The 22,573-nt window shown below is 58.1% G+C and carries 3 protein-coding genes; all 3 read left to right on the top strand.

Going from position 1 to position 22,573, the window contains the following annotated elements; genetic code table 11:
• Positions 1 to 109 precede the first annotated feature (109 nt).
• The 3 genes from ABC336_RS03025 to ABC336_RS03015 all read left to right on the top strand — a co-directional run bounded on the left by ABC336_RS03025 (position 110) and on the right by ABC336_RS03015 (position 22,554).
• Positions 110 to 5,698: an Ig-like domain repeat protein gene (locus tag ABC336_RS03025; RefSeq protein WP_413237252.1), complete on the top strand. Its 5,589-nt coding sequence runs from the start codon at positions 110 to 112 to the stop codon at positions 5,696 to 5,698.
• 86 nt (positions 5,699 to 5,784) lie between these two features.
• Positions 5,785 to 13,443 carry an S-layer homology domain-containing protein gene (locus ABC336_RS03020; RefSeq protein ID WP_413237251.1) on the top strand — a complete coding sequence of 2,553 codons (7,659 nt, stop codon included), beginning with the start codon at positions 5,785 to 5,787 and terminating at the stop codon, positions 13,441 to 13,443.
• 87 nt (positions 13,444 to 13,530) lie between these two features.
• Complete coding sequence (locus ABC336_RS03015; RefSeq protein ID WP_413237250.1) at positions 13,531 to 22,554, top strand: chitobiase/beta-hexosaminidase C-terminal domain-containing protein; 9,024 nt, start codon at positions 13,531 to 13,533, stop codon at positions 22,552 to 22,554.
• Positions 22,555 to 22,573: the final 19 nt, after the last annotated feature.

Genomic DNA, 22,573 nt, shown 5'->3' with positions numbered 1-22,573 from the left:
GACGATCTTCTAAACAGAGAGAGCGAGGGTTACATGATGAGCAGGATGGGCATCCAACCGTTGCGGCTGGGGCTGCGCACAGATCAAGGGAAGACAGGGAGGTGCGGGAATGCGTAAGCAGAGCCTGGGGAAACGATTACTGGCTGCAGCTCTGATCATGTCGATGTTTGTCATGCTGTTCCCTGTGGGGAGCATGCCGGTTGCTTATGCGGCCGCGGATCGAGAAGTGTTTTTTGGCAAAGGCGTCCGGATTGGCAATGCCACGTATGCGGCCCAAAATTCGCTGATCAACTTCTATCAAAATGACGTGCCTGGCTTTAGTCATCCAATTAAGCCGAGTCAGATGATCGACTGGGACCGGGGCAATATCCGGCTTGGATATAACGACAAGTGGGAAACGGCCCGCTTCGTCATCAACGTAGCACAAAATCCGGAGCTTAGACAGCTCGCCCAAAGCGGTGAGGCTGAGGTGCTGATCGGCTTCAACTCGATGATTTACTATTCGGGGTTCCTATCCTGGACACGGGTGACCCGGGGCAGCATCGTCGTAGACGGTCAGACGCTGTTCAGCGGCCAGACGCCGAAGGGCGGCATCGGCAAGCGCGATTTTAAAGCAAAAATCCATGAAAACTCCGTCATCACCGTCGAGTTCGCCGGCGAAGGCCGCCGCTACAAGGACAACGGCCGGCTGAACGGAGTCGAGGGTCTCTATATCAAATTCCAGGATACGGTTCGTCCCGTATTGGAGGATTACGACCTGACAGGTACTGGCGCTCAGCGGGTCAATACGGTCGCCAAGCATCAGGAGATGTTCATCAAGCAGCAGGAGAACCTGACACTGTCCTATAAGTTCAGCGAACCTGTACAGCCTTTTGCCCTTAACTCGGGTTTTTATGATCATTTCACACGCCACCCGCTGTTCGTCAACATTCCCGGGACGGGATTGCCGGCGGCTGGCCAGCAGCAATATATGCAGAACATGCAGTATCAGACCGCTGCTGATCTTAGCAAATATACAGCTACGATCGATTTCCGTTATACCGGTTCTCGCTATCATCAGAGCCCAGGCTATATCGAGCCCAAGATGATAGGCGGACAAAGCGGTGCGCCGATCGATTGGCCGATGGAGGAGAAGCTCAAAACCGCCAATCTTTCGGATGCGGCCGGCAACGCCGTACAGCTGCGGATCCCGCGCAAAAAACTGACGCCGCAGCTCGTATACCCCGATGCTTCGGGAGAGCTGACCGACTTCATGACAGGGCTCACGGACGATCCGTTCAACCCGCGCCGCTTCGGCTTTGCGGTCACCATTGACGGCGTCGCACCGAAGTATACAAAGGTCGGCAACGGCATCCAGCCGGAGATTCTGACCGGCGTCAATATCAACAAGAACGACAAGGTCGAATTTACGCTGCAGCTGACCGAGGAAGCGGTCGTCAAGCGGGGATGGGACCCTTACCGAACCTATATTCACCTTAATAACGGCATGAAGGCCTACTATGTTGCAGGCGAGAACACAAAAGACTGGACGTTTGAGATGGAGATCCCCGCTGGCAAGACCGTCGAGACGCCACTGCTCAAGGTTATCGCGATCTCGCATGACCAGAAGGCAGGCGGCACCGATATGGATGTCATCCAGGACTATGCCGGCAACCTGCTCATCCAGCCGGCCAACTTCGACGGCGAGCATGTGGACGGAGCGGTAGGGAACGGTGATGTGTCGCTGGTCAATTCCAAGATCGACTGGGCCAAGCTGATCATCGACAATACGCCGCCGATGATAGACTACCGGTACCAGCAGGGCGGTGCCACTGGACAGCAGTACCAGAAGACCGGCACCATCACCGTCGATGCCAATGATCCGCATCTGTTGATCCCGTCGCTTGATCCTGTGCCGGGCGACCGCGGCAGCGAGCGGCCGAGTATGGGCATCTTCCGTCCTTCCAATATGACAGGAGAAGGGTCGCCTTCCGTCGGCCTTATCTATTACTGGTGGAGCAAGTCGCCGGAGGATCCGCTCGCCGGCAAGGAAGCTGACCAGTTTGCCGCAGTCAAGCGTTACTCGCTATCCGGCAAGCAGCCGAGCCAGGGACTGTATGAAGGCTACGAGCATCTGCAGTTCTCCGTCGTCAACAACAAGAACAATCTGATCGCGCCGCCGCCGGAAGCGATAGCGAGCGGTACGGCAGGACCATGGTATCTGCATACCTGGACGGCGGATATGACATGGGACTCCGCACGCGAGCTGATGCAGTATGAGAAGATGAAGGATTTCAAACGGCTCAATGAAGAGTTGTACAACCAGTGGAAAGCGGAGCTGCAGGGCAGCGATATCTCCGATGCCGACCGCGAGATCCATGCCGATAAGAAGGCGCTGCAAGCCGTCGGCGATTATGGCAATCTGCAGGATTGGCCGATCAGCGACTTCACCCGGGAGGATTCCAACTGGACATATAAGCACACTTCGATCATGTTGGATAACGCTGCTCCGGTGATTATGAATACCGCCACGGCGGGCGACAACACGATGGATGTCCAGATGACTGTCTCGGTCGAAGACGAGCACAGCGGACTGGCCCAGGCCGATTATCAATGGGTCAGAGACGGCGGACAGCCGAGCGAGATCGAATGGCAGGAAGTCGAACTCCACAACGGCCAGGCAACACTGCGGACATTGGGCGAGGTGTTCGAGGACGGCGATTATCGTCTCTACATCAAAGCGTCCGACCGGGCGGGCAACTCGGTCGTCTGGCCGGCAGAGAAGGCGGTCACCGTCAGCTCCCTGGAGAGCGTCCATGGCGAATTCCTCACTCCGGCCAACCCGGACTATGTGCAGAGCATGGATGTGTTCTTCCGGCTTAGCGGTATCTTGCCGGACAAAGTGGCTTACGCGGTAAGCAGCAGCGCCAACCGGCCATCCGCCGAATCGGCTTATACCGAGCTTCAAGCAACCACGGGCATGCAAGGCAGCGTCGCTGATGGTTCATTGACCGAGGAGCTGGAAGTACCGGAGTCAGGCGCGCAGCAAGCAACGGCCAAACCGGACAAGCCGGAGGTCAGCATCCAGAGCGCAGGCAGCCCATCCGGTCAAGAACAAGGTGACGGCGCGGTCCAGACCGGGGATGGTGCATCGGACTCGGAGCCGAAAGCAAGCGAGAACGGTCAACAGGATGGTGGCTCCGACAGCGTGCCGCAGCAAGATTCGAGCGCCAACCCGGATAGCGATCCGGACGCGCGGCAAGAGGATGACGAGCTTGTCGGACCGGGGCTCCCGGTTACGGCAGCGGTCAGCGGTCCTGCGCTTGAGTATGCGGTGCCGCTGAGCGATTCACTGAACGGCATCCATTATGTGCACATGATGGTAAAGCAGGGCGACCGGTACTATTATTTCTCCAAAGCTTACTATCTGGATAATGAAGCGCCTCTCGTCACGTTCAACAAGCGCGGTGTCGACTACCCTCGTGAGAAACAGGACGTTACAGTGACGGTCACGGAGAACTACAGCAAAAACAATATGGACAACAAATATCTCTGGGTTATGAATGGGGATCCTGCTCCGGATGCGGCCACGCAGGGCTGGCAGCCGCTGCCTTCCAGCGGAGTTGCGGTTATCGATGGATCGGCACTGGAACCGGGCGCAGTAGCGGACTACAAGCTGTATGTCTGGGCGACCGATGGCGCGGGCAACATGGCGATCGTCAGTACCGAATCCACCTTTAAAGTGACACGTCCGGCTGGCGCAGAAGAGCCGCCGGCACCGGGAAGCTCCGACCTGATCTATCTGTTTGGAGACGCGCAGGACGGCTATACGGCGATCCTGAAGCTGAATCTCGAAACGGTGAACAAGCAGGGCTACGAATACTCCGTCTCGCCGGACAAGGGCCAGACATGGACAAGATGGAAGCCGTACACGAACTTCGTCTCGCTGAGCGTACCAACCGGTCGCGCGGACCAGCTGCAGGTTCAGGTCAAATATAGAGCGCCTAGCGGTTCAATCAGTGATCCGAAGACGCTGGATATCACCAAGCTGTCCAAGGATGAACCGATCTACGGATTGGCAACTCATAATACGACACGTCCGGTAATGTCCGATAAAGGCGTCAATATCGAAGTAATGGTGCCGCTCGGGATCCGGGTCGTGCCGGCAGCCGTCAATCCGTCGGCGCCGACGCGCAGCGGCAATGTGTTCAATGTCAAAGAGAATGGCTACTATGCCTTCGATCTGCTGGATCTGAGCGATCCGAACCGCAAGGATGTGCTCTATGTCGTCGTCAGCAACATCGACAACGAGGCGCCGCGCGTCTCGATTGAATACAACATTACTGCTCCGACCAACAGCAACGTCACGGCCCGGATCGTCGATTCCTCGGAGCCGATCGTTATGGTCAACAATGATGGCCGCAACGCGTACACCTTTGAAGCAAACGGTACGTTCCTGTTCCAGTTCCGTGACGAAGCGGGTAACGTCGGCACTGCGGAAGCCTCGGTGGGCAATATCAGCAAGGAAGCGCCGCGGGTGAGGATCGTCCGTTCCTACGGCTATGGGGAGAACGGCAGCCTGACCTTCGGGACGATCAGGGACGGCAACGGCAATGTCCTGTTCTCCTCCGGGGTGACGCTCGGAGTGGAGCCGGAGAATGGCAACCAGCGACTGTTCTTCCCGGATATGAAAAATATGCAGACCCTGTACGAAAACGGAACGGCCACCTTCGTCGTTGCCGACGAGAATGGCAATACGACTGTGATCGAAGAAACGATCGACACGATCCGCTCCGGGGCTCTGGAGCCGTCGATCAGCTACACCTTCGTCGACGACAATGGGGAGCCGGTCAACCAAGAGGAGATCGTCACCATCGGCGGTCAGCGCTATGCGAAGGGCAAGGTGCAGGTGACGCTGGCAGGCAGCATCGATGCGCCAAACCAGGTGTTCTCCGGTCTGCGGCCGATAGAAAACGACAATGGTCAATACACCAACCGGATCAGCGATCAGGACGGTTCTTACACTTATGCTCGAGCTTATGCGACCAACGGCACCACGACGATCGGCTTGTCCGACCTGCTGGGCAACAGCAGCCGGGTTCCCGTCGTCATCAGCGGCCTGGACAATACGCCGCCGGAGCTGACGCTGCATCAGGAGTCCGTAGGGGTCCTGGTTAACAAAGAGGACTTCGATTTCCGTACTGATCTTGGCGGGTTCACCGTATCGGATAATTTGTCGGCAGCTGCCGACATCAAGGTAGACATCAGCGAGCTGGATCTGACGACCACCGGCACCAAGATGGTCACTTATACTGCTACCGACCAGGTCGGCAACATCACACAACTTCAGCAAAAGGTTGTAGTGACTGCAGACGGCGGCATGCTGATCTCCGGCAACGGCACGATTATCTCTTCTGCTTACGGCGAGACTGCCCTATTCAATACGAATGTCATCACCTTCAAGGTGACCGGCTTCAACCAGATGCTGATCGGCGGCAATAAAGAAACCAATGAATGGGGAACCTTCGATCTGCTCTATCAGCCGGGCTTGTACCGTGAAGGTCAGATGAAATATATCGCTCAAAAAGTATCATACAAGGAACTGGTGAGCGGTCAGTACAAAGTGACCTTCCCGCAAGTGGGCTGGTACACGATCATCGTACGCAACCAGGAGAGAGAACGCGAGTACGCCACATTCTTCGTTGGCAAAATGCAGTAACAGTTGAGGCAGGGAGCTCATCACGGGCTCCCCGGCCTTATGGTTGCGAGTCCGACTAAGGTTAGTAAAGAACAGGAGGTACTGAAGTGAAGCTTGTCAAGAAGACGACGGCCTTATTGCTTGCATTGATCCTATTCATCTCGTCTGCTGCTGTCGGCATCGAGACGATCGCTGCGCAAGTGTCCACACCCGATGTCACTGTGCTCCAGAACGAGCTGATCAAGATTACGGTGGACAACAGCACGGGACGGTACGGCATCCGCACGGTTGAGGGGCAGCCCATCCGCAAAAATGACCAGAATGTAAATCTGATGTTCCGCGGTGACGACCCCGAGACATCCTTTACGACGTTCCGCATCGACGGGGACGATTATATCTTTGGCAATCCGTACAAATTCGGAATCAGCTTCTTCTCCGAAACGACGAAGCCGCGTATCGTCAACAATCCCGACGGCACCCGCCACATCGAGACGACCTGGAAGATCAAGGGTGTCGCCATCAGGCAGGTGCTGATGCTCTACACGGATATGAACGACAAGGCCAACATCGGCAATGTCAGCATCCGTTACGAAGTCATTAATAACAGCGGAGCTGATGTCCAGATCGGCAGTCGGATCCTGCTCGACACGATGGTAGCCGGCAATGACGGCCCGGCTTTCCAGATCGGTACAGCCTACAAGGCGCCGCTGCTGGTCGAGCGCAAGCTCGTCCATGAACCGGATGTACCCGAGGAAGATGTCAACTTCTACAAGCTCCCGCCGTACTGGGTGATGCGGGACCGGCTGGATCTGAACAATCCGCAGGCCACCAACGTCATTGCCTATGGCTTCAACAATGTCGCAGAGAACGGCTTCAACATCGTCGACGAGATGATCGTCGGCCACTGGAACGGTCTGGCGAACACCAAATGGGACTACGAAGTCAATCCCAACCTGGATTACACCCGGGACACCAACGATTATGGAACGGCCGATTCTGCGGTCGCCTTCTACTGGCAGCCCAAGACGATCGCACAGGGCGCTGCGACTTCCTACGAGACCGTCTATGGCTTGGGCGAGATCATCGAGCCGGACAAAGTGTTCTCCATCCGCTACATGGATCCGCCTCAGCAGCTGGCTACGCTCGGAGACAACAGCGCGTACAGCAATGAAGGCATCTTCGATATCACCGCCGAGATCGAGAACCTGGCCATGTTCGATATGGAACATGACTCGATCAGATCCGAGCTGACCCTCCAAGGCGGCCTGAATTTCGTCCGTCTCAACGATCGAGGCGAGGTTGTCAGAGACAGCAGCGGTAAAGCGGTACTCGAATCGTTCCGGAGCAAGGAACTGGAGATTCGCAAAGAGCCGACTCCGCAGGAAGCGGAACTGGGGATTCAACCAACATTCAAGCCTGGCGATACCATTACGGTATCATATAAAGTGCAGGCGGTTGGCCGGCCCTGGCCGGTGACGAGAGAGTATCTGATGACAGCCAGCAGTCCGCAGACGCGGGCCAAGCTGACTGATACAGAAGACGAAGGGCTGATGGCGCAATACGAATCCAGCCAGTCCAACTTTATCCTGCTGCCGGCAGTCGGCGACGCCGTCCCTACGACGGTATTCGGCGTCACGCCAAAAGAGCTCTACAGCACGGATGTCAAATACATCACGATGAATCTGACGAATATCGAAGCTTATAACACGGGCAATGAAACGACGCAGCCCAACTTCGACCTGTATATCCGCGAGAAGGTAACCGGCAGCCGCTACAAAGTGCCGGTCCAGGAGTCGGTGCTGATGCAGCCTACCGATGACGGCTTCTCCGGCGATATGCGGATTACGTATCGCGGCGGCGAGATCGTCGACAACGAAGGCCGGAAGATCGGCGAGACTAACGGACCTGAGCTACCGCTTGGCGAGTATCAGATGGAGCTGGATTACAAAGGCACGTTGGGCGACGACGAAGAGACGGCAGACTTGTTCGATGTGATTACCGCGCAGACCTTCATGGTGACCGACAACGACGAGTCGCGGATGCGTGAAGCGGGTATTCTGGCCGTGTACAAGCAAGCGATCGATGTGAGCTCGATCAACAGCTTGTCCAGTCACGACCAGGACCTGCTCGATGAGCTGAACAGCATGTTCCCGAACAATCCGTTCAGCAGCGTGTCGGGGCTGAGTTCCGACCTAGTGTCGTACAAAGCGCTGCGCAGCGCGTTTGGTACGGCGAGCAAAGCGGTAGACCCGGAGTTCGATCTCAGTAAATTCCTGGACGATAAAGTGTACGAGAAGGTGCCTTTCTACCAATACAAAATGTTCTCCTCGGAAAAAGAGCTGGAAGACTTCTTCAGCGATGACGATTATGACCGCGAAAGGCTGGTGGTCATCCGCGGCATGGTCAAGGAAGTTGGCACAGGCGACACAAAGCAGGTGATCGTCGACACCAAGACCGAGCCGGCCATCATCAACGAATCGGTCGCATATCGCGGCAAAGATCTCGTGTTTGTGCGGGGTCAGCTGGAGATGTTCGGCCGGAAGTCGGACTCGGCATTCGTAAGATCATTGTTTGTAAAAGGCGACGGTACGCTTAGCGTGGCCAGCAGCGGCTTCATCTTCCATAAAGGCGAGTGGACACTGGACTTCTACAACGGCTTCAAAAAATCACTTGGCCAAGGGTTGACCGTGGGCAAAGACGAGAAAGCAGACAACAAGGGCAATGAAGAAGACGATACGCTCAACGGCAGTCTGCGCTGGGCAGTCGGGGCGCTCGGCGACCGGCTCAACCCGATGCGTCAGGTCATGATCGAGAATGTCTACTTTAACAGACAAAGTCTGTTCGCGCCGCCGAGCTTTGCAATTGGCGGGTTCGGATTCTCCTTCAATGACTTCATCCTCCGCGAGGGCGGCATCTCCTTCGGCGGGTCGATCAAGCTGAAGATCATCGAAGGGGAGGTCAACAATGTCGTATTCAACGACGAAGGCTTCGTCGGCGTAGATGCGGCGCTTAAGTTCGAGTTAGGCTCTGATATTGGGCTCATCAACGCCAAGGGAAAGAAAGAAAAAGGCGACAGCGCCAGTGGCGAGCTCAAGGTCGTCCACTACGTACAGCCAGTGCCAGGGGTGGCCAACACCTATGGCATCAAGTTTGAAGCCGTGCTCAAAGAAGTGGTCGACATCGGCGTCGAGCTGGCATTCAAAAAAGTAAAGGACGGACGGATCCTGCCGGATGTGATCGGCTTCAAAACGTCCCTCGGCAATCCAGGCGTGCTGGTCACAGGAGCTACATACCTGACTGGGGTGCGCGGGGCGATCCGTGAGCTGGCCGATACGATCGCCGGCGGCTCGGACAAGGATCCGTTCCCGCTGGTCGTGCAGGCAGGAGTCAGCATGCGCTTCGGCATCGCGCCGGCCTACTTCTTCGGCGACGTCGACCTGACCGTCAAGCGGACGGGTCTGAAGATCGAGGGCAAGCTGGATTTCTCCACGAACCCTAGTCCGGATGATGATGATCTCATGGAGATGGTTACGAAGGCGCTGCTCGAAGCCCAATGGGTGACGCCGTGGTTCGTCCGGGTCGAGACGGAAGTCAATATCGGCGGCTGGGACATCATCATCGGCCGTGCGGGGATCTTCGTGGGGCAGAACCTGGAGAAGAACCGGACCGATTTTGAAGGCTTCATCGGCGCCAAGCTGCAGATCCCGTCCAATGTTCCGATTGTCGGTGGCATGCCGCTCGCCAGTGTCTTCTTCGGCGTCAACAATGACAAGATCTGGGGAAGCGTCGGTATTCTCTTTATCTCCATCGGCATCACTTATTATTGGGGCGGCGGGATCGAATTCGGCACCTCCGGCGAGCAGCTGCCGGACGGTCTGATGCATCTGGTCGTCGAGGATCCGGAGCGTGGTCCAACGCTGATGGTCATCGGCCAAGGCATGGAGACGCTCGCGACCTCCTGGCTTAATAGCGAGCAGGAGACGCATGAGATTACGTATCGTCAAGTCGCTGAAGGCGTCCAGATTATTGAGAACGGCTCCGCCTCGATCGGCATCGGCGGCATCAATGTCAAAAACAACGGCAGAGTGCACGAAATCGCTATGAACGATGTAAGCGGCAATGCGATCATCGAGGTCGCATACGACGGCAGCGCGAGACCGGAATTGAAGCTCAGGGATGCATCCGGTGCGAATCATCCGATCGTCTATGACAACACAAATACGGTGAAAGGCGCCAATGCATATACCCAGATCATCCCGGCTGGGAAAGCGCTCGATGGCGTAGACTCCAGAAAAGTCTATATCGTCCTGCCCGATGACAAGCTGGCCAGCGGTGGGAACTGGACGCTGACTTCAGACCGTGCTGTGGATACGCGACTACTGAACGTACCGACGGTACCGGAACTGATGAATGTTGAATTGACCAAAAACACCAGCAACCCCAACCTGTTCACAGCTTCCTGGAGCGTGGCGAACGCCAAACCGGGAGACACCATCAATCTGTATCTGACGGACGAGCCTGTGGCACCTGTCCTGGATCCCGGTCAAGCTGCGAATCCAAAGGCGCTTCCAGACGCAAGCGATCCGGGACTGCTGATCGCCAAGAACCTCCCGGTCGTCAAAAACGGCGGCAAAACCGGCAAAACAACGAGCGGCAGCGAGGTCATCGACGTGACCAGCGTATCCCTTCTCGGAGACAGGGAGGATATCCGCGGCCTGCTGCAGCAAGGTAACTACTACCTGCGTGCGGAGCTCAAATCGGCCAGCGCATACGGAACGAAAACGTCGACCGAGCGGTTCGAGCTCATCGATCCGCTGGCACCGGAAGCGGTCAGCGACGTCGTGGTAAAGCCGGCGGGCAATGGTTTGTTCGCTCTGTCGTTCAAGCCGAAGGCCAAAAAATCCGGCCATAGCGCATTTGAACACAGCTATATGATCGAAGCCCGTCAAGAAAAGGGCGGCGCGCTCGTGCCTTACGCGGCATTCGGCGACATTCTGTTCACCGAAGAAGAGCTAGCGCCATTCTACAACAGCCAGACTGGCCAGTATGAGAACATCCTGATCGGCGGCTGGAGTGCCACATCCACCTCCGACGAAGTGAATCTGCAAAGTCTGGATGGAGATACGGCACTGCGCAGCAGTTATGTTTATACCGGTCTTGAGGTCGGCAAGGAATATGTCATTGGCGTGAGCAGCGTCACCAAGCCGACCAAAGAAGCGGACAAAAACGAGAATTACCACTTCGCGAACCGGACGGATGCGGCGAAGCGGCTGCTGCCGGTGCCGGCGAAGCCGAAGCTGTCCATGAGCGGGCAGCATAACGCGGATTTCCTGGAGGTTCTGACCAAGCAGACGACCCAGACGATCCAGCTGACTTCCGATCAGAAGGATGTCGAGGTCGAGGCGTTCTATGATGACAAGTCGGTCGGCAAGGTCAGCTTGACCAATGCGGGCAGCGGCAGCGCCGGGGCCATCAGCTTTGACCAATTCGATACCGACGGTCCTTATGCGATCGAGCTGGTAGCCCGCAACAAGACGACGAGAGATATGGCGGTTACAATGCTATATCTGACGGTTGATACGATCGCGCCGAAGCTGTTCATCGATCAGCCGCTAACCGGCGAGCGCACAAGCGGCGGCGAGATCCGAATCGTCGGCTCTACCTCAACCGACGCCGTGCTCACGGTAGGCGGAACTGTTGTGGAGCTGGCGGAGAACGGCGCATTTGACAGCATGGTGCCGATTAAAGGGAATGATCCGGTCGTGGATCTGACATTCGTGGCACGCGATGCCGCAGGCAATGAGAACCGCGCGACCGTCGGCATCACCAACGACAGCTTCAGAGTGCCGACGGCGCTGGTTATCGAGGAGCTGACACCGATGAAGCCGGGCGAGGCCCGGACACTGCAAGCGAAGCTGCGATATAGAAATGGTAATCAAAACGGTAAGCCGGTATATGTTGAGGAGACCATCCCGTCGAGTAAGCTGGCGAATCTGAGCTATCAGGTTACGCGAGGAGATAGCATCAAGCTCGATAAAAATGGCAAAGTCACGGCCCAGGCGCTCGGCGCCAGCCTGATCGAAGCCGAGTACCGGATCTCCGAGGACGTTACGCTGGAGACAATGGTTGCTGCGAGCGTCGTGGCTCCCGAGCAAACGGCAATTCGTTCGATTACGGCTTCGACAGCAGTCGTGAGCGGCAACAAGTCGATGACCCAAGTGGTCGTTCAATCCGCGGGAGAGATGACTGGTCAGCAGCTGGTTTACAAAGTGTTCGCCAAAGGGACGAATGCTGCAGCACCAACCTTCAAACAAAAAATAGAAGACTGGAAGTTCCTGCCTCAGGATGGACGGATTGCGGCTGCCGAAGGCGACCGTATCATCGTCGCTGCCCGTACATCGCTGAACAAAGAAACGACTGCGGTGTCCGGCATCCTGACAGCCCGGATCTACACCGATCCCGTTCTTCCAGGCCCTGGCGGACCTGGTGGCCCAGTCGGTCCAGTAGGCCCTGGCGGCCCTGGTCCGGGAGCTCCAGGACCAGGTGCGCCGGGAACAACGCCTCCTGCGGAGGAGACACCGCAAACCCCTGAGCAGCCGACGGGACCGATCGAGGTTAATGTAGGCGATCAGAAGGTCACGGCGCAATGGAACGGCACTACTGCAGTATTGCATGTTACGGATGAGATGGTTAACAACCTGACGGCAGATGGCCTGATCATCAAGGCTCAGCAATCCAACAACAACAAGAATTATACGCTCAAGATCGATCGTGCAGCTGTCAAGAAGACGACAGATGCCGGCAGCAAGCTCGTCATCGATCTGCCGCTGGCAAAGCTCGAGCTGGACCATACACGGCTTGCAGCCGTGACGGGAGACCTCGAGCTGACGATCCGTCCTGCCAGCGCGACAGAGCGTGCAACGGATCGGGAGATCGCTCGCGGACTGGGTGCAGCAGCGCTTGGCGCAGGCGATGGCGTCATCATCAGCTCCAACCTGCCGACAGCCAGCTGGTCCTCGCCGATCCTGGCATCGATCAGCGTACCGGAAGGCATCCGGTCGTCCGACATTACAGCAGTTGTCCTGCGTTCGCCTGACGGCAGCAGCTGGACAACCGTACCTTGGAAGCTTGAGACTGAAGGTGCGCATGTATCCGTGCAGCTGACCGGGGAAGGCCAACTGTTCTTCGTCCGCAGTGCAGGCGAGTTCCAGGATGTACAGCCGGGCTTCTGGGCAGGCGAGAGCATCCGTGATGCAGCAGCCAAGCTGTTCGTCCTCGGTAAAGGCGACAGCCGATTCGATCCGAACAGCAAGATTACGAGAGCCGAATATCCGACGATCCTGCTCCGCGTGGCGGGCTGGATGAATAAGGATGCGTCATCGGATTTCACCGACGTACAGCAATCCCACTGGTTCAACCGGAGCGTCTCGGTCGCTTCGCAGATGGGAATCGTTAACGGCATGGCGGACGGCTCCTATATGCCGCAATCCTCGCTGACCCGCGTGGAGGCGATGGCGATGGTCGGTAGACTGCTCTCGGCGATGAATATCGGAGCGGAGATCACGGAAGCGCAGATCGAGGACATCTTGGCAGGCTTCGAGGACGAGGCTGCGATTCCTGAGTGGGCCCGCCGTCCGGTAGCGCTGAGTGTCCAGAGCGGCATTATTACCGGAGACAACAACCGGGTCAAACCGGCGGAGGTGCTCACCAGAGCGCAAGCCGCGGCTATTGCCATCCGTCTCGACCGGTTGATTACCGACTACTAGACTATAGCGATGCTACCCACTTGGGGCGAGAGCAGCCCGGGTGGGTGCGTCTGCTAACGATTTACAAACAGCTAAGGCGGTGTACGAATGGCTCTTAAGCAGAAGACCATCTATTGGATTGCAGCTGTCCTGGTCTGTGCAGTATTGGCGGCAGGAACGAGCGTATATATGGCACAGGCGGACGGGTCCAGCTGGATCGAGCATGCCGATACGGACTGGTACGATCCCATCTACCCCAGTTACAAGATCAATACTGCAGAACAACTGGCTGGCGTAGCCAAACTGGTTAATGAAGGCAGTGTCAATGGATTTCAAGGAAAAATATTGGAAATCACCCAGGACATCCAGCTCGGCGGCGGATATGTATGGGAGCCGATCGGCACCGAGCAGCATCCGTTCCGCGGCTCCCTGACAGCGCTGGAAGGCGAGACGTTTACGATCCGCGGCATGACGCTCCCTCAGCAGCTCCAGTATGGCGGTCTGGTCGGGTATATGGAAAGCGGCACGGTCGGCGGGTATGTATTCGACGTTTCGGGCAGCATCCAGGTGAATAATAACAATCAATCTGTGTATGTCGGTGCAGCCGTCGGCAAAATGACCGGCTCCAGTATCGTCTACAATATTACCAACAACATCGTGATCTCGGTCAATTCAGATCAGCAGGTCTATGCCGGCGGCATCGTCGGCTGGGGCGAAGGGGACATCTCTACGTCGCTCAACTACGGCACTATGACCGTGAACGGCCAGGATACACACGTCGGCGGTATCGTCGGATACACCGGCAGCTATGGCATGAAGATGAAAAAGAATGCCAATCACATCACTCTGACGGCGGTAGGCAGCCCAACAGGCAGTGTCTATGCCGGCGGCATCGTCGGCTATGCGCAGGGCGACCTGCGGATGGACGAAGAAAATACGCCGTTTGACAATGCAGGTCACATCCTCGCCCAGTCCGGTCTCCATAACTACGCCGGCGGCATCATCGGACGGGTGGACGGCGAGCTGACGCTCTCCGAGTTGACCTCCAGCAAAGCTACTGTAGAGGTATCGGCGCCAGGCTCGGCAAGCAGCTATGCCGGCGGCATCGCGGGCAGCATCCATAGCTTCCAGTTGGACCGTCATTATCGGGTGCAATACATGCATACGCAGCCCGTTATCAATAACGGCGGCTCGCAAGTGCATACCGGAGGCATCGCCGGTTATGTCAATAGCGACCTGACCTGGCACCTGCCGCATACCAATATTAATGAAGTAACGGTATCGGGAACGAACCAGGTGTATACGGGCGGCCTCTTTGGCCGCGTGAACGGCGAGCTGGCCTTCGAAGGCGCGGCGGGCAATGCGGCCAATCTGACCGTCAGCGGCGCTCCGAACGAAGCTTATACAGGGGGAGTGCTCGGCTACGGAGGCAGTCGCGTATTGTTGAACAGCGCAGAGCCGCAGGCTTATCAGACGCACGGCACGATTACGGTATCCGGCGGCACTGGGGTATACACCGGCGGCATCACTGGCAACCGGGCTTACGCGAGAGCTTCCGGGGAGCCCAGCAACAATGTAGTAAGTAACACAGATCTCATTGTTAATGGCCAGCAAAAAGTGTACACCGGCGGGTATATCGGCTGGATCCCGGCCGAGAGCGTCGACAAGCGCGTGAGCGGTGCAACCTATGCCCATACGATCCAAGTGACGTCGACAGCATCGGCTGCTGATGCTACAGTCAGTACGGGCGGCATCGTCGGGTACGCCCACAATGCCAATGTGGACCATGCCGTATTCTCCGGCAGCATCCAGGCTGTTGGAGGAGATAAGACGTTCACCGGCGGTATCGTCGGCAGCCTGCAAAGCGGGACGCTCTCGGCTTCGCAGGCCGGCGGCACGGCAGACACGTTCGCGGAGCTGAGCTCGGATGGGACGCTTGGGGGTATCGCGGGTTACTTAAACGGCAGCGCTGAGAACGTAACGGTGCGTCACATACGCCTGACGGCGACTACTCCGGGCGCGGCGGCAGGCGGGATCGCCGGCTCCGCTCAGGGTACGATTACAGGCGCCACCGTCGGCGATCCAGGCTATCATGGCCATAACTCTTTGACGATCTCCGCCAGTACTGGAGCAGTAGATGGGGCTCAGCATTTGACGGCAGGCGGCATCGTCGGCCACAACGAGACAGCTCTGTCCATCCGGCAAAGCAGCGTCACCAAGGTAGGCTTTATGACCGAGGACGGTACAAGCCAGTACACGTTGGGCGGCGTAGCCGGCAGACTGACAGCTGACGCTTCGGTCGGAGAGGCGGAGTCGATGGTCCGTGTCAGCCAGATCACGATGCAGCTGTTGGCAGACGACAGCAGCTTCGGCGGTGCGATTGGTGCGGGCCGGGCACCGGTGGTCTACACGGATGTAAGAGATATCCACCTAACCTCACCTGCAGACCGCATCCGTGCAGGCGGTATCGTAGGTATCCAGGAAGGGGCGATCAGCAGCGAGCGCAGCCGCATGGAGTCGCGGCATGTACAGTTCGAGCTGAGCGGCGCTTCCGCTTCGGCGGGCGGCAGCTTCGGCGAGATCTCGGGCGACAGTCCGCGCACGCTGGCTGAGGATATCCAGATCACGGCGACCGGGGCGGACAACCGGCTGGGCGGCATTGCCGGTTACTTAAGCGGCTCACTGACAGACAGCATCGCCAGCTCGATCGTGATCAACACTTCCGGTGAACGGACCGCTGCGGGCGGGATCGCCGGCCATGCCGAGCCGGCTGAAGCAGGCAGCCAGTCAGCTGCCATCGCACGCAGCCACCTTATTGCCGGCGAATTGCCAACGATTACCGTCAGCGGCAGCCAATCGATGGTCGGCGGCATCGTCGGTCATGCAATCCAGACCGACATCCAGCAGCCGGTCGCAGACGGTGAACTGCCCAATTATGTCATCCTTTCGGTGAGTGCGCCTGAGGTGCAGGCAGGCGGGATTGCAGGACGCATGGAAGAAGGCGGCATCACCGGCGACCTGACGGCAGCCAATCTGCGCAATGTGCTGATCAATACCGCAGAAGCGGCGGCTGATGCGTACATCGGCGGGGTCTCCGGCTACAACGATCGCGCCAAGCTGGGACGTCTCGACGGACGTACTGTCAATCTGAACGTCCGCGGACCTCGCAGCATCGTCGGCGGGATGGCGGGCTACAATCGGGGTACGCACGAAGCCGTCATCACGGGCGTAGCCATTACTGATCTCTATGTGCAGGTTATCTCGACAGCGGCTTCGTCTACCGTCGGCGGCTATGTCGGCATCAACGATGCCCGCGCGGGGGATGCGGGTGCAGATCCTGCGACGGCAGCAAGCAGCATCCAGCACAGCCGGGTTGTAGGCACATCGACCAGGGCGGTCCATGTAACCTCGCCTGCGACAGTCACAGGCGGCATGGTCGGCGAGAACCGCACCTTGATTGCCAATAACAGCATTACCGACAAGATTCCTGTCACCTCCACTGCAAGTCAGGGCATCCTGGGCGGTCTGGTGGGCAGGAACACAACCACAGGCACACTTTACTACACCTACGCCAACGCTACGATGACCATCGAGGGCGAGGGCACGCTCGCCGGCGGGCTGGTTGGTCGCAACGAAGGCCATATCCAGGCTTCGTATGTCGATATCGACATCAACGGCCAAGCTACAGGCTCGCAATCGCAGCCGGTATATCTGGGCGGGCTTGCAGGCTGGAATACGGGTCATATCAAACAGTCGCATACTTCTTCTGTAGTAACAGCGGGCGGGATCAACAGTGTGGTCGGCGGCTTCGTCGGCAACCATGAATCCGGCACGATCACCGACGCATATGTCATCAAAAATGTACGTGCAGTCAATGAAAACTCCTTCGCAGGCGGTTTCGCCGGCCGGATTCGCAATGGCGAAATTGCACAGACGTATTCGACTGCAAGAGTCGTGGCCGAGAACGGGGCGTTGGCGGGCGGTTATGCAGGACGCTACGACAATGCAAGTAAAAATCTCCTGTACAAAAACTTCTATATCAAAGACGAAGGCAAGCAGTACAACAACGACTTGCCGGATTTTGCCGCAGGCAACTTCAACTTCCTGGGCGTGCTCGGCGGTCTGAGTACGCTGCAGACAGAGACGCTGAAGGACCGGCAGATATTCCCTGGACACTCGGGCTGGGATTTCGTACAGACTTGGAAGTACGCCTCGCCCAATGCCAGCTATCAGTATCCTGAGCTTAACCGTACGGCCAACACAGGGGGGCAGGGCGGCAATGATGTCAATGCCAATATCAACTGGTATATGAACGACCGCGGGGCTGAGACTTATGTGCTGACGACTGAAGCGGAGCTGGCCGGTCTGGCGGCGCTGGTCAACGGCACAGTACCGGGTATGGAATCCTTCGACTTCCGCAATCGGATCATCGAGCTCGGCGGCAAGGTTTCGATCCAGTCCCAGCAGTGGGTGCCGATCGGCTTCAATGAAGATCGTCCGTTCCAGGGCACCTTCGATGGCAAACATTACCTTATCGATGGTCTGACCGTACAGCCTGTCCATGACTATAGCGGACTGTTCGGCGTCATCGGCGAGCATGGCACCGTGCGCAATATGACGCTGGAGCCGAGCGCGGTTGCCGGCATGAATTACACAGGTGTGCTGGCGGGCTACAACAAAGGCAGGGTAACGTCTGTCACGTTGCATCTGCTGGACGGGATGGAAGTGTCCGGCCGTACGGTGGGCAGTGTCATCGGCAAGAATACGGGCGTGTGGGAAGAATTGCTGATTATGATCGAAGACGGCAGCCGGATCGTCGGCGCACGTCCAGAGTCTACCATAGGCGGAGTGATCGGAGAGAATGAGGCTGAGCTGCAGCCGTCACTCTTCGAGATCAGAGCCCAGGACGGCAGTGTCGGCAGCGATGCCGAATTGTCCGTGATCGGCGGTATCGTCGGCAGACAGACTGGCGATATGTCTGGCTTCCGCGTCTCGCTAAAACCTGAATTCACCATTTTCTCCGGCGGAGGCGGCCAGACGGTCGGTGGTCTGATCGGGGAATATGTGAGCGGTAAAGGAACGGACCTGACTGTGATTTTCGATGGCGGTGTCCTGAGCCCGACCGGCGAGCAGACGATCGTCGGCGGTATTATCGGCAGATCGTCTGCAGGCAATACCTTGCAGGAGCTTGTCGTCACGGGAGCTGCCGAAGGAATTCATCTTAGCGGCAAAGGCGTGCTCGGCGGCGCCGTTGGCGTCAAGGAAGGACAAGGGACCGCGGACTTCGATATCGAGGAGATCGCTGTAACCGGGCTGAGCATTGCCCCGGATACAGCGAGTCAGGATGCTGTGATCGGCGGTATCGTCGGTCGTTCGCTTGAGATGGCGATGAGCGGCGCTCGAGCAGAGCTCGCGATCCGTGGCGAGGCTGAGCAAATAACAGCCGGCGGCATCGTCGGCAAGGCGGAGAACTCCATCATTCACGATGCCGAGGCTCTGCCACAGCTGATAGTAACCTCGCGCAGCGGAAACAGCTATGTCGGCGGCATCGCCGGCGTGGTCAGCTCGGAGGCCCGCGATCAAGGGTTTGATTTTGGCCACGCGATGCCGCTCTATCACGGCTTATACGATGCAAGGGTGATGCCGATCATGATCACTGTGAATGGCACAGACCATGAGGCGAATCTCGCAGTCGGCGGCCTGACGGGTCAACTGCTTGATGCGTCGATCTACAACAGCGACTCGCAGGCTGACTTTCTCGTCCAGGGCGGCAAGACGACGGAGCTGGGCGGGATCGCCGGCTACTCCAGCGGCATTATCGTCAGAAGCTATGCTGACGGTGCGATTGATGCGCCTTCCAGCCATGTCTTTCATGTCGGCGGCATTGTCGGTCATACGGTCGGCGGTGAGCTGCATTACACCAGGTGGCAGGGCGGCAGCGACAGCAAGCTGACAGTCGGCACGGCAGTATCCAAGCCAGGCAGGCTGCCAGGCACGTTTGCCGGCGGTTTCGTAGGCACAGCGGAGCGCACCGTCATGTCCAACGTGTCGACGGAAATGAACGTCGCAGTTCAGGATGACAATCAGGACAACACGATCTATGCCGGCGGCTTTGGCGGCCTGACGGGTACCGGCGATCCGTCGGTCAAGGGCGAGCTGACGCTGGCCTACGCTACCGGAGATGTCATGTTGAACGGACGTCTGGGCGCCTACGCCGGCGGCTTCAGCGGGGCGATCAATCATTATCTGATCTCGGACAGCTATGCTGCCGGCAATATCAGCAACACCGGCTTCGATACGCGCAGCGGCGGCTTTGCCGGCGAGATCGAGGCGGGAGCGCAGATCAGCCGCTCCTATGCGCTGCAGGACAGCGTCAAGACCGTGGGCACGCGCGGTGCAACCCGTTCGTATACCGGCGGTTTCGCGGGCTACAATGACGGCTTGCTGCATCAGGTGCATGCCGGTGCGGTCGCCATCTCTGTGGAGGTCACAGGAGCCAACGTATATAAAGGCTCCTTGGTCGGCTACAACTTCCGAGACGGCAGGATCACCGGCGCGACTGTGGACAGCAAGTCGGACCTGATCGGACACAACAGGGGCCCGGCGCCGAGCTACAGCGAACAAGCGGTCAATCCGCTGGGTGAGACGTCCATCTGGACGGATCGGGTCGATACGCATTTCCTGAGCGATGCATGGGAAGGCGAGCTGGCCGTGCGCACGGTGGAGCAGCTGAACGGTGCGGTCCTGCTGAACAATGAGCGAGGATTGGACTATTATCGTCTATTCGACCGGACGGCCGCAGCCAAACTGGCAGTCGACCGGATCACCCTGACAGCGGATCTGGATCTCGAGGGTCGGCCGTGGCAGCCATTTGCGGCTTTTAACGGGATTTTTGACGGCGGCGGCCACACGATATCAGGCTTGACGCTGCATGGCGTCGCAGGCGTGCCTACCGGCTTCGTATCCGAGAATGCAGGGACCATCCGCGACCTCCGGTTCGTATCGGCCGGGGTGAACGTATCGTCTGTAGGCGGTGTTGCAGCCGGCATAAACACCGGTCTGATCGAGCAAGTCCGCGTGGACGCACAGATCAACGGTGAAGGTACGCAGGTCGGCGGCATCACGGGCCGCAACGACGGTACGATCTCGCAGTCGCTGACGACTGGCAGGATCGAGACTGCGAACGGTCAGGCTGTCGGCGGCATCGCCGGCGAGAACACGTCACAAGGCGTCATCACCGAGGTGTTGTCCTATGCCGAGGTCCATGCCGAAGGGGAGCGTCCATCAGCCGGCGGTATCGCCGGGGTAAGCAGCGGCATCATCGAGTATAGTTCGTCTACCGGGACGGTTCATGCGGGTGGCAGCGACCGAGCCTGGGCAGGCGGCATCGCCGGACAAGCGACGGACAGCGGAACGATCCGTCAATCGCTCGCGGGCGGCCAGGCAACAGCCGTCTCAGATGGCATCTTGATCGCGCAGAAGACCTATTTCGGCGGCATCGCTGGTCAAAAGAGCGATGCAACGGTTCTGACTGGCAATGTGTACAACAGTCAGATGTTAAAGCTGAACAGCAGCTTCTATAATGCAGATGGTATCAGAGTACCAGGTGATGCCGGCAGTCAGGGCTTGACCGGCCAACAGCTTACCGGAGGAAGCTTGCCCGGCGGACTCGCAGCAACGCATTGGCAGCCAAGCGCAAGCTTCTATCCACAGCTGAAGAACCTGCAAACCAAGGCGGAATCGCGGCTGGGAGCTGCGACGGTAGTGCTGCATGCACAGGATCTGGTGAGCCGCATCGAGCGCGACCGAGCGGTAGCTCTGTCCACACCAGGCATCAGCTGGACGGCCGCGCGCGGAGAAGCGCTTGTCAGCGGCGCCAAGGCGCAGCTGGCGACTACGGGTCCTGTGGCGTTGAAGGCCGCAGCCGGCGGACTGGAGCGGACGATCCGCATCCAGCAGCCGGCTCCGAGGTACAGCATCCAAGCAGCGAGCCCGGTGCTGCCGGCACAGGTTTCCTTCAAGGATACGGTCCAAATCACGCTTACGACGACCGAACCGGGCGGACGGATCTACTACACGACCGACGGCAGGACGCCGAATGAAACTTCGCAAGTGTACAGCGGACCGATCGAGCTGAAGCAGACGACAACGATCAGAGCCATCACCATCGCCGAGAATAAAGAGTACAGCAGCATGGTGACCGGCGTCTGGACCAAAGAAACGGCTGGCGGCAACCCTCCTGCCGGCGGCGGAGGCGGCGTTGCGATCCCGACAACGCCACAGCCGAAGCCGGAGCCCGAGCCGGAGCAGCAGCCGGAGCCGACGCTCCAGGCAACGATCGGCGGCCAAGCTGCTGACGGTACGGTCAGAGTCGCCAAGAACAGCAAGCTCGTGCTGACTGCACCAGCGGGCCAGACCATCTATTACACGACGGACGGCAGTGAGCCGACCAAGAGGAGCAAGATCTACAAGGGCGAGCTCATCCTCAGCGGCAACACGACAGTCAAAGCTATCACAAGCGGCGATGACACGATCATTACCCTTCGCTTCGAAGTGGAGAACGCCCATTATCAAGTAAAAGAAAATGCATCGGAGATTCGTTATATTTCGGCTTATGAGAACCAGACGTTCAAGCCGAATCAAGCAATCACCCGCTATGAGCTGATCGAGGCACTGGCGCCGCTGCTGGATATGCAGCAGATAACCGTAGGCCACCCATTCAGCGATGTCAAATCCCGGGAAGAGGATCTGGTCGGATTCTTCGCTTCCGCTGGGATCATCGAAGGTTATCCCAACGGCACCTTCGGCAGCAGCCGGGGGCTGACGAGAGCCGAGTTCGTCGTTGTCCTTTCGCGGGTATTGGAACTGGAGACGGCGGTATCTCATACGACGATTCTGAGCGATGTCAAAGGCCATTGGTCCGAAGGGTACGTCAACGCCTTCACCGCACTGGGATTGATCCAGGGATTCCCGGATGGTACGTTCAGACCGCAGGAGCTGATCACCAGAGCCCAGGCGGTGACCGTGATTAACCGGATGGTAGGGACCAAGCCGGACGGCGAACACGCACCGATCACCGATGTGAACCCGGGTCATTGGGCTTATGAGGCCATCATGTCGGCCATCAAGTAATCGCAAGGAATGAGGAGAG

It is taken from the genome of Paenibacillus jepli, from assembly GCF_047238105.1.
In the GTDB taxonomy this organism is placed as follows: Bacteria; Bacillota; Bacilli; order Paenibacillales; family Paenibacillaceae; genus Paenibacillus_D.
The sequence above is the reverse complement of the archived record's forward strand: the minus strand, read 5'-3'. Positions and strand labels throughout refer to the sequence as shown.

Excerpts from the sequence above, each read along its gene's own strand:
- ABC336_RS03025 (WP_413237252.1), top strand. The coding sequence starts at position 110 with ATGCGTAAGCAGAGCCTGGGGAAACGATTACTGGCTGCAGCTCTGATC.
- ABC336_RS03015 (WP_413237250.1), top strand. The coding sequence starts at position 13,531 with ATGGCTCTTAAGCAGAAGACCATCTATTGGATTGCAGCTGTCCTGGTC.